Origin of the sequence: Aeromonas sp. MR16, from assembly GCF_022549315.1 — a bacterium.
GTDB classification, from domain to species: domain Bacteria; phylum Pseudomonadota; class Gammaproteobacteria; order Enterobacterales; family Aeromonadaceae; genus Aeromonas; species Aeromonas aquatica.
On record NZ_JAKZFK010000002.1, the window covers coordinates 311,283 to 320,832 of the forward strand.

Below are 9,550 nucleotides of genomic sequence, written 5' to 3' on the forward strand. Positions count from 1 at the left end.
GCGTCGAGAAATCGGACGCTGTGGGTTTGCCTTGTGCATTGGGGGCGAGCTAAGGTAGTCATAGGAAACTCCACCATCCGCGATCCTTATGAAGCTTAACCAGATACAACTCTTCGTCGAATCAGCTGACTGCGGCTCCATTGCCCATGCCGCGCGCCGGCTTGGCAAGAGTCGCAGCGCGGTTAGCACGGCGATTGCGGCACTGGAGCTGGAGCTTGGCGTCGATCTTTTTGAACGAGGGGCCAACCAGAGTCGGCTGACCGAGATAGGGGAGCAGGTGCTGGACGACTGCAAGCGGCTGCTGCAGGCGGCCAACAGTCTGAAGCTCAAGTGCGAGCATCACGCCTCAGGCGCCGAGGTGGCGCTGCGGGTGGCGCGGGACGATGCCATCCCCGAACCCGTCTGGCGGGACATGCTGGGCACCCTGCGCCGCCAGTTTCCGGGCACCAGTATTTCGCTGGTGCTGGCCTCGCCCCCCGAACTGCCGGCCCTGGTGGAGGAGGGGTTTGTGGATGCCGCCTTCGGCCTCATCACCGATGAGCAGGAGCGCAGCGGTCTGTGCATCGATGTGCTGAACCCGATCCGCACCCTGATGGTGGTGGCGCCGAGCCACCCCCTCGCCAGCCTGAAGCGGGTGCTGCAGCAGGATCTGGCCGGCCATACCCAGGTCACCCTCTCCTACGTCGACGAGTATTCGGTCAAGAGCCTGCTGCCCATCGGCGGCCAGCACATCGGCCTGTCGAGCTTCGAGCTGATGCGGGACGCCGTGCTGGATGGCCTCGGTTGGGCCGTGCTGCCCTCGCCGCTGATCCAGAGCCAGTTGCGGCAAGGGGAGCTGTTGACCCTCAAGCACAAGTTCAGCCTGCAGTGGCGCGATTACGGCGTCTATCTGGCGGAGAACGCCCACCACGGCAAGGTGCTCGCCTGGTTGAAGAAGGCGATCCAGGCCTACCTCGAACCCTTCGAGTAGCCGCCTCGGGGGAAGGGGAAAAGCAAGAGGGGCCTCGGGGCCCCTCTTGCTTTTCTGCACTGACGCCGGCTCAGCGCAGGCTATGACGGGAGGGAGGGCGTTGGCTAAATGGCAGCAGTACTATCCCCAGCAGCAGATCCCCCAGCAGGGCCGCGAACAGGCCCCCCATCATCCCACAGAAGATGGCGGCCTGCTTGAGGGGCACCACATAGCTGTAGTTGTGCAGGGTGTCTTGCCAGAGCTGGGGATCCGGTTGCAGCAGCAGGTGGGACAGCTGCCGATACCAGGGGGAATCCTGGAAGAGGCTTTCCTGCTGCAGGCGCTGTTGCTGGCTCACCAGCAGTTGCAGGCTGGTGGCATCCTGGGTGAAGACGGGATCCTGGCTGGCGCCGTAATGGGCGATCAAGGCATTCAGATCCCCGCCAAAATGCTGTTCCGCGGTGCCCTGGAAGGGCGCCAGACTGAGGTTGGCCTGTTGCAGCCGGGCATCCAGCCGCTGGTAGTAGAGATCGATCAGCCCCGGTATCTGCACGCCTGCCAGCAAACCGAGAGCAAACAACATCATGCGAAGGTAGCTGCGCATCGTCATCATCCTGAGTGAGGGGAGAGTCCATACTAGCCGCAAGTTGCGGGCGATCCAAGGCGGCGCGTTCACCGATCCCGACGCAGGCAGAGGCGGCTGGGTCAGTATCGATGGTGCCTGTGTTTGACGCTCGCCCTTACATTTTTGTGATTCAGATCACCAAAACTCTGCCTTAACATGGGCCCTTTTCGAAGGAGGCGTTGGCATGAGCAAGTTCATCCCTTTCTATCTGGTCGGGGGCCTGATCGCCCTCAGTTGGACCGTCCTGCCGGGTCATGGCCCCTGGGATAGATGGGATCTCGCCACCTTCCAGCTGGTCAATGGCTGGCTTGGCGCCTCCCCGCACTGGGCCTATCTGGTTGCCATCACCAATCACCGGCTGTTCGATCTGGCCGTGCTGGCCTGCATGGGGGGGATCCTGGCCACCTGTTTCTTCCGTGTCCAGGGTGAGGCACGCCACCGGCTGGTGGCGATGGGGGTGGTCATGCTGCTCGGCGCCTTGCTTATCAATCAGGTCGTCCACCTGCTGCCGATCAGCCGCTCCAGCCTCACCTTGATGGTGGCGGGCGCTGCGGGTGAGCGAGCTTAGCCAGATCCCGACCAAGGACTCTGCCGGCAACAGCTTTCCCGGCGATCACGCCCTGTTCCTGATGATCTTCGCCGGTTTTGCCTTGCGTTACCTGCCGCGCCGGGCGCTGTCGTCAGCCGTGCTGATGGTGCCCCTGTTCTCGGCCCCCCGTATTCTTGCCGGTGCCCACTGGCTGACGGATGTCTATGTGGGGGCCCTCAGTCTGGCCCTGCTCTGCCTGCCGCCGCTGCTGCTGACCCCATTGTCGGATCGATTGATCGCGCGCCTCGTCCCCAGACTGTCTCGCTGCCTGTCCTGATGTTTTCTCCCTCACCGACCCACGAACGATAAAAAAGAAGGCGGTTGTGAGCCGCCTTCTTTTGGTGATGCACCATCGGAATCTGTGGTCGTCGCGAAATGACCATGATTACGACCGATGAACCCGGGCTTGCGCCCTCATAGACAAGTATTAGCAGAGTCGTTCGGGCGTGCTTGTCGAGAGATCCTCCAGTTAATCGTTTGCATTGGCTGAAGGGTTGATCCTGACCAAGATTTTTTATTCTTGCTGCCTTAGAATCGCCGCCCGTCGCTGGAGGACTTCGTATGCTCATTACTTTTTTACGCCTGTTGTTTATTGGCTGTGCCCTGGTTTTCATCTTCATGTTGGTCCGTGCCTGGTGGCACAAACGGCGTCAGGGCGAACTTGAGTCCACGCCGTTCTGGCCGGTGGCGGGCATCGGGTTTGTCGCCAACTTTCTCGACACCCTGGGGGTCGGCAGCTTCGCGGTGAAGACAGCCTGCTACAAGCAGTTCAAGCTCATCGATGACCGGCTGTTGCCCGGTACCCTCAACGGCCAGTGCGTGTTGCCGACCGTGGTCCAGTCCCTCATCTTCGTCGGCGCAGTCAAGGTGGATCCTGTCACCCTCATCGGCATGATGGCGGCGGCGGCGGCGGGGGCCGCCTGGGGTGCTCGTCACGTCGCCTCCTTCGACAGGCAGACCATCCGGCTGGTGATGGCGGTTTCCCTGCTGGTGGTGGCGGGGCTGATCTTCGCCGGGTTGCTGGGCCTGTTCCCCCTGGGGGGCGCGGCCATGGGGCTGACCGGTTACAAGTTGGGGATAGCGCTGCTCGGCAACTTCATCTTCGGCGTGCTGATGAATGTCGGCATCGGCCTGTTCGCCCCTTGCATGACCCTGGTCTACCTGCTGGGAATGAACCCGCTGGCGGCCTTCCCCATCATGATGGGCTCCACCGCCGTGCTCAGCGTCTTCTCGGCGGGCACCTTCATCCGCAAGGGAGCCTTCGATGCCAAGGCGGTGCTGGCGGTGGCCATCTTCGGCCCGATCGGGGTGGTGCTGGCGGCCATGCTGGTGCAATCCATGGACATGCAGATGCTGAAATGGCTGGTGGCCTTCATCGTCATCTACACCTCCTGGACCATGTATGCCTCCTGGAAGGCGGCGCGCCATCAACCTCAGCCCCAACTGGCGGGTGCCACCGGCTAGCTGCTACCAACCAGGCAGGACGGTTCTGGCGGTCATGTTCCGGTGTAGTCCACCGACATGCAGATGCTGAAGTGGCTGGCTCGCTGCTACCCGATAGCGTCACAAGGCCCATCAGGCGGATAGCGGCTGGGCCTGTCATTTGGATCGCCGGATCCCGCGTCTGGCGAGTGTCCCCGTCTTCATTTGACCCGTACTCGGCGGGGGACGCTGGCTGGAGGCGACCAATGCCGCCTCGGCCTTGGCCCCAAGGAAGACATAGAGCCCAAGCGCCAGCAGCAGCCCCACGGCGCAGCCCATCACCCCCACCGCAGGCCAGAGCAGCTCGATCTGGCCGAGGGATCCCTTGAACAGCAGCAACAAGCCCTCGATGGAAACCGCGATCAGGATGGCGGCGATGAAGCGGGTGATGGTGCGGCGAATGGCGCTGTGGCGGAAGATGTCCTTATGCAGCAGCACCTCCTCCTCCAGAATGGTCTTGCCCAGATCGAACACCGCCAGCGCCAGGGTCAGGAAGATGATGGCGCTGAAGGCGCCGAGCTTGTTCTGCTGGGTGCCGCACAGCAGCAAATAGATCTGCTCCAGCCCATGCCAGATCAGGGTCGCGACAATGAGAAACAGCGCCAGACTCAGGATCACATACACTGCCCTGAACCAGGGGATGGCACGGCGCCGCTCCCTGTCCCCCATCAACCAGGCGATCAGCTGATGCAGATTGATACCGAGCTCGCGGCCATGGCCCTGCACCACCAGTCGAAGCTGCCCCTGCGGGGCGGGGATGGGTGCCAGTATGCCGGGGCTTGCCTGGCTCTGGCCTATGCTCTGCACGAAGGGATAACCCTTGAGGGCCTCCGGGGGCAGGCTGAGCAGCCCCAGCAGCAGGGGGCTCAGCTCGGTCTCGTACTCCTGATAGCGCCGCAGCACATCGATAGGGCTCATCTCTGCCATACACACCTCGGTCAAGTGGGCTCCTGCATGAACTCGTGCAAATAGTGGGCCCGCTTTATGACAGCCAATGTGGTGGTGGATGCACCAGCTAGTGGCAAACATCGGCGAGAAGAGAGGGGTCTGCACCAGAAGGGGGCTCTGGCACGGCGAGACGACAGAGGCAACAAAAAAGGGCCCTTCACGGGCCCTTGGTTCATACCGGCAGGGCTCAGCCCGCCAGTTTGGCGAAGCTGCGCTCGGCGGCGGCCAGGGTGTGTTCAATCTCCTTGTCGCCGTGGGCCAGTGACAGGAAGCCCGCCTCGTAGGCGCTCGGCGCCAGATAGACACCCTCTTCCAGCATCAGATGGTAGAAGCGCTTGAAGCGTTCCATGTCGCAGCGGGTCACCTGCTCATAGCGGGTGATCTCGGCTTCGTCGGTGAAGAAGAAGCCGAACATGCCGCCCACATGGGTGATGGCGAGCGGGATGCCGTGTTTGGCAGCGGCGGCCTTCAGCCCCTCGGCCACTTGGGTGGTCTTGGCGCTCAGTTGCTCATAGAGGCCAGGCGCTTGCAGCAGGTCCAGCATGGCGAGGCCGGCAGCCATGGCCACCGGGTTGCCGGAGAGGGTGCCCGCCTGATAGACGGGGCCGGTCGGGGCTATGTATTGCATCACCTTCTTCTTGCCGCCGAAGGCGCCCACCGGCATGCCGGCCCCGATGATCTTGCCGAGGGTGGTGAGGTCGGGATCTATGTTGTAGTGGCCCTGGGCGCCGCGCAGGGAGACCCGGAAGCCGGTCATGACTTCGTCCAGGATCAGCAGGGCGCCAAACTCGTCACAGATGGCGCGCAGTCCTTCCAGGAAGCCGGGGACCGGCGGGATGCAGTTCATGTTGCCCGCCACCGGCTCGACTATGATGCAGGCGATCTCGCTGCCGTACTGGGTGAAGGCTTCGCGCACCGAGTCCAGATCGTTGAACACACAGGTGAGAGTGTGTTTGGCAAAGTCGGCCGGTACGCCCGGGCTGTTGGGCTGGCCCAGGGTCAGGGCGCCGGAGCCGGCCTTCACCAGCAGGGAGTCGGCGTGGCCGTGGTAGCAACCCTCGAATTTGACGATCTTGTCGCGGCCGGTGTAGCCGCGGGCGAGGCGGATGGCGCTCATGGTGGCTTCGGTGCCGGAGTTGACCATACGCACCTGTTCCATGGAGGGGACTATCTGGCGCACCTTCTCGGCCATCAGCACTTCGATCTCGGTCGGCGCGCCGAAGCTCAGCCCCTTCTCCACCGCCTGGATGACGGCGGCCTTGATGGCGGGGTGATTGTGGCCGAGCAGCATGGGGCCCCAGGAACCGATGTAGTCCACATAGGCCTGACCATCCACATCATAGAGATAGGCACCGTCGGCGTGATCGATGAAGCGGGGCGTGCCACCGACCCCGTTGAAGGCGCGGACCGGGGAGTTGACGCCACCCGGTATGGTCTGGCGGGCCTGTTCAAACAGCTGATCTGATTTTGACATGGATCATCCTTAGTGGGATTTTGGTTGTCGTACCCGGGAAGATGGCCGAATGAGGCTCGGCAGCCAGGAGGGGGTGGAGTATGCTTTGCGCTCTCGTTACCCGGGCCCTGGCCTGCTCCGTGGCACATGAAACGGGCCGACTATAGCAGAAAGGCTCTGTGCTGGGCAGCCGAGCCGAGGCAGGGTGTTTCCGATCCTGGTTAGATGAATATGGTATCCCATGGTGCAAGAATCTCTCTTCTCTTCTGAACCGGCTGCGCCACACCGCAGACCCGTCTTTTTTCGCCTCATTCAGCAGGACAAGATGCCATTGCTGGTGTTGCTGCTGGCGGCCCTGGTCGGCATCCTGGCCGGACTGGTATGTGGACTGTTCGAATTCTCGGTACGCTGGCTGGGGGAGCTGCGGCTAGCGCTGCTGGCGGATCGCCCCTGGTGGCAACTCGGTCTGCTGGGCTTCGGGTTCAGCGCCCTGCTGGGCCTGGTCGGTTATTTCCTCACCCACACCTTCGCCCCCGAGGCGGGGGGATCCGGCATTCCCGAGATCGAGGGGGCCATGGACGATCTGCGGCCGGTGCGCTGGTGGCGGGTGCTGCCGGTCAAGTTCTTCGGCGGCATCTGCACCCTGAGTTCGGGCATGGTGCTGGGACGGGAGGGGCCCTCGGTGCAGATCGGCGGCAATCTCGGCAAGATGGTGGCCGATATCTTCCGGCTGCCCAAGGAGCATGGCCATGCCCTGCTGGCCGCCGGCGCCGCGGGTGGCCTGGCCGCCGCCTTCAACGCCCCCTTGGCGGGGATCCTGTTCGTGATGGAGGAGATGCGGCCGCAGTTCCGTTACTCCTTCCTCGCCATCAAGGCGGTGGGGATCTCCGCCGTCATGGCGACCCTGATGCTGCAAAACATGAGGGGGCAGGGGCCGGTGATAAGCCTCCCTCATTACGATGCCCCCGCCCTGAAGGCACTCTGGCTGTTTCTCTTCATGGGGGGCTGTTTTGGCGTGTTGGGCTTCGTCTTCAACAAGCTGGTGCTCGCCTGTCAGGACGGCTATCTGGCCTTGCACCAGAACAAGCGGCACCGTTTCGTCGCCATCGGCATGCTGGTGGCGGGCATCTTCGGCGTGCTGTCGCTGTTTGTCCCCTCGGTCACCGGCGGCGGTACCGAGCTCATTCCGCATCTGCTGGGCAATGAGTATGCGCTGGCGACCCTGTTCCTCCTCTTCTCTGTACGGCTGATTGCAACCCTGATCTGCTTCTGCTCAGGGGCGCCGGGCGGGGTCTTTGCCCCGACCCTGGCGCTTGGCACCCTGTTCGGTGTGGTATTCGGCCATCTGTTTCATACGGCCTTCCCCGAACTTGGCATCGAGCCGGGCGCCTTCGCCATCGCTGGCATGGGGGCACTGTTTGCCGCCACGGTACGGGCTCCCATCACCGGCATAGTGCTGGTGACCGAGATGACGGATAACTATCAGCTGATCCTGCCCATGATGATCACCACTATAGGGGCGACCCTGGTGGCGCAATGGCTGGGGGGGCGTCCCATCTATTCCCAGATCCTGGAGCGAACTTTACGGCTGGCGGCGCGTCAAAAACGGGGAGAAAGCAGCGTGACGGCCGGTTAACTCCTTGTTTATCCGCATCAATCAGAGGATGTCGCGTATAGTGAAGGGAGAGTGGCCGTGTGCGACGGAGTCATATAAAGAGGCCCTATGTCCCGAATCGTGAAGGTATTGGTGGTGCTGATGGTGGGGGTGATCATCGGTTATTTCGTCGGTAATCGACAGGATCTGGCTCAGAGCAGTTTGCTGACAGTGCAGCAGGAGACCCTGGAGCGTCAGAGCAAGGCGATCGGCCTGCTCAAGACCGATCTGGGGGTAAAGGATACCTTGCTGGCGACCCAGAAGGCGGCCTTCGAACAGTTGCAGCAGACCCTCAAGGATCAGGAGGCGCAGGTACAGGAGCAGAAGCGCCAGTTGGCCTTCTTCGAGCGGATCATGAGGCCCACGGGTGAGCAAGTGGGGGTGGTGATCGATAATCTCACCCTGCAAGAGACCAGCGTACCCGGCCGTTACCACTATCGTCTGGCCCTGACCCAGCCCGCCAAGAAGCGTGAGCTGTTCCGTGGTCAGATACAGATAAAGGTGGAGGGCAGCCTGGCTGACAAGCCCAAGACCCTCAGCGGTCGGGATCTCGGCATGAAGGTAGGGGAGGGGCGCTATGCGCTGCGCTACTTCCAGTTGTTGGAAGGGAACTGGCAATTGCCGGCAGGTTTTATCCCGGATCGGGTGAGTGTCACCATTGCCAAAGAGGGTCGCCAACCCGCCCAGGAGTTGCTGGCTGAGTGGAGCGAGGTGCTCAAGCCTCTGGTGACGCAACCCGCCCCACTGCCTGCGGCACAGTAACAGAGCGGTGAATACTTGAACTAAATGGTCGGGTATTGGATAATTTCACAGTTTCCATGTTTGTGGATTTAACGGTTGTGAGGTCAGTAATGAGTGCAGTAGCAGAAGCCCCGTTGCCAATCCAGATGACGGATGCGGCGGCTAACAAGGTAAAGACCTTGATTACCGAAGAAGAAAATACCGAGCTCAAGCTGCGGGTCTATATCACTGGGGGGGGCTGCTCCGGTTTCCAGTATGGCTTCACCTTTGACGAGAAGATCAACGAGGGGGACACCATTGTCGAGAAGAGCGGGGTGACCATGGTGATCGATCCCATGAGTCTGCAATACTTGGTCGGCGGCAGTGTGGACTACACCGAAGGGCTGGAAGGCTCTCGCTTCATCGTGACCAATCCCAATGCCACTACGACCTGTGGTTGTGGCTCCAGCTTCTCCATCTGATCGATAGCTGCAATGAGATTAAAAGGGCCCATCGGGGCCCTTTTCTATTGAACAGTCCTATCTCCCCTATATATGTGCACCAGTTGCAGAGCGTTGCCCCGACGCCGTTGCTCAATTCAGTGCAGAACTTACCCACTATGAGTCCCTGAGTGCTGCACTATTGTACTATCTGGTTGTTGATTAAACACTTGAACGGCTTTCTCAAAAAAACACATAGTTTTTGCTTGTCAGAAAGAATCAGGCCCCTATAATGCGACCCCATCAGCACGGCGCAGTGCGCGTCTGGTCTGGCTTGCAAAGCAATCCAATGAGGTTTATAATTTTAAACCCTGCTCTTTAACAATTTGAATCAAGCAATCTGTGTGGGCACTCACAACATCGACCATCAAAATTAATTTTTGATTTTCAATGTCTGGTGAAGTGACCAAAACGACTTGTTAGCAATAACAAGCCGAACAGTTTATTTCAGCAATTCATTGAGCCGCTGAAGTCTGCTACTCCGGTAACAGATGAACGCAAACCAAACTTAAATTGAAGAGTTTGATCATGGCTCAGATTGAACGCTGGCGGCAGGCCTAACACATGCAAGTCGAGCGGCAGCGGGAAAGTAGCTTGCTACTTTTGCCGGCGAGCGGCGGACGGGTGAGT

The 9,550-nt window shown here is 60.9% G+C and carries 8 protein-coding genes, 1 rRNA gene and 1 pseudogene; 7 read left to right on the top strand and 3 right to left on the bottom strand.

All coding sequences use genetic code 11. The features are described from left to right. The first annotated feature begins 88 nt into the window (after positions 1–88). Positions 89–970, top strand: a complete 882-nt coding sequence (locus MM194_RS03930; RefSeq protein WP_033128777.1) for a LysR family transcriptional regulator — start codon at positions 89–91, stop codon at positions 968–970. A 70-nt stretch (positions 971–1,040) separates the two neighbouring features. On the opposite strand, the gene MM194_RS03935 is transcribed toward MM194_RS03930, so the two are convergent. Next, positions 1,041–1,553, bottom strand: coding sequence for a DUF2937 family protein (locus tag MM194_RS03935; protein ID WP_241342727.1), 513 nt, complete (start codon positions 1,551–1,553; stop codon positions 1,041–1,043). A 205-nt stretch (positions 1,554–1,758) separates the two neighbouring features. On the opposite strand from MM194_RS03935, the pseudogene MM194_RS03940 reads away from it, so the two are divergent. Next, positions 1,759–2,440 (top strand): annotated as a pseudogene (locus MM194_RS03940) (phosphatase PAP2 family protein). Positions 2,441–2,724: 284 nt separating this feature from the next. Beyond that, on the top strand, positions 2,725–3,627 hold the full coding sequence (locus tag MM194_RS03945) for a sulfite exporter TauE/SafE family protein (RefSeq protein WP_033128775.1): 903 nt from the start codon (positions 2,725–2,727) through the stop codon (positions 3,625–3,627). Positions 3,628–3,762: 135 nt separating this feature from the next. Here MM194_RS03945 and MM194_RS03950 read toward each other — a convergent pair whose 3' ends face one another. After that, the gene (locus tag MM194_RS03950; RefSeq protein ID WP_033128954.1) at positions 3,763–4,572 is read right to left on the bottom strand and encodes a hypothetical protein; all 810 of its coding nucleotides are present in this window, start codon (positions 4,570–4,572) and stop codon (positions 3,763–3,765) included. A gap of 208 nt (positions 4,573–4,780) precedes the next feature. Then, positions 4,781–6,067, bottom strand: a complete 1,287-nt coding sequence (gene hemL, locus MM194_RS03955) for a glutamate-1-semialdehyde 2,1-aminomutase (RefSeq protein ID WP_241342729.1) — start codon at positions 6,065–6,067, stop codon at positions 4,781–4,783. Positions 6,068–6,287: 220 nt separating this feature from the next. Here hemL and clcA point away from each other — a divergent pair, with 220 nt between their 5' ends. The 4 genes from clcA to MM194_RS03975 all read left to right on the top strand — a co-directional run. After that, entirely contained in the window at positions 6,288–7,682 is a 1,395-nt protein-coding gene (gene clcA, locus MM194_RS03960; RefSeq protein ID WP_033128774.1) for a H(+)/Cl(-) exchange transporter ClcA, read from the top strand. Between the two features lie 87 nt (positions 7,683–7,769). Continuing rightward, entirely contained in the window at positions 7,770–8,462 is a 693-nt protein-coding gene (locus tag MM194_RS03965; protein WP_033128773.1) for a DUF6776 family protein, read from the top strand. A gap of 89 nt (positions 8,463–8,551) precedes the next feature. Beyond that, positions 8,552–8,902, top strand: coding sequence for an iron-sulfur cluster insertion protein ErpA (gene erpA, locus MM194_RS03970; RefSeq protein ID WP_042643504.1), 351 nt, complete (start codon positions 8,552–8,554; stop codon positions 8,900–8,902). 528 nt (positions 8,903–9,430) lie between these two features. Beyond that, positions 9,431–9,550: ribosomal RNA gene (locus MM194_RS03975) — 16S ribosomal RNA — on the top strand; the annotation flags it as partial.

What these genes read in the sequence shown, in the direction of transcription:
- MM194_RS03930 (WP_033128777.1), top strand. Translation starts at nt 89, where the DNA reads ATGAAGCTTAACCAGATACAACTCTTCGTCGAATCAGCTGACTGCGGC.
- MM194_RS03935 (WP_241342727.1), bottom strand. Translation starts at nt 1,553, where the DNA reads ATGCGCAGCTACCTTCGCATGATGTTGTTTGCTCTCGGTTTGCTGGCA.
- MM194_RS03945 (WP_033128775.1), top strand. Translation starts at nt 2,725, where the DNA reads ATGCTCATTACTTTTTTACGCCTGTTGTTTATTGGCTGTGCCCTGGTT.
- MM194_RS03950 (WP_033128954.1), bottom strand. Translation starts at nt 4,572, where the DNA reads ATGGCAGAGATGAGCCCTATCGATGTGCTGCGGCGCTATCAGGAGTAC.
- hemL (WP_241342729.1), bottom strand. Translation starts at nt 6,067, where the DNA reads ATGTCAAAATCAGATCAGCTGTTTGAACAGGCCCGCCAGACCATACCG.
- clcA (WP_033128774.1), top strand. Translation starts at nt 6,288, where the DNA reads ATGGTGCAAGAATCTCTCTTCTCTTCTGAACCGGCTGCGCCACACCGC.
- MM194_RS03965 (WP_033128773.1), top strand. Translation starts at nt 7,770, where the DNA reads ATGTCCCGAATCGTGAAGGTATTGGTGGTGCTGATGGTGGGGGTGATC.
- erpA (WP_042643504.1), top strand. Translation starts at nt 8,552, where the DNA reads ATGAGTGCAGTAGCAGAAGCCCCGTTGCCAATCCAGATGACGGATGCG.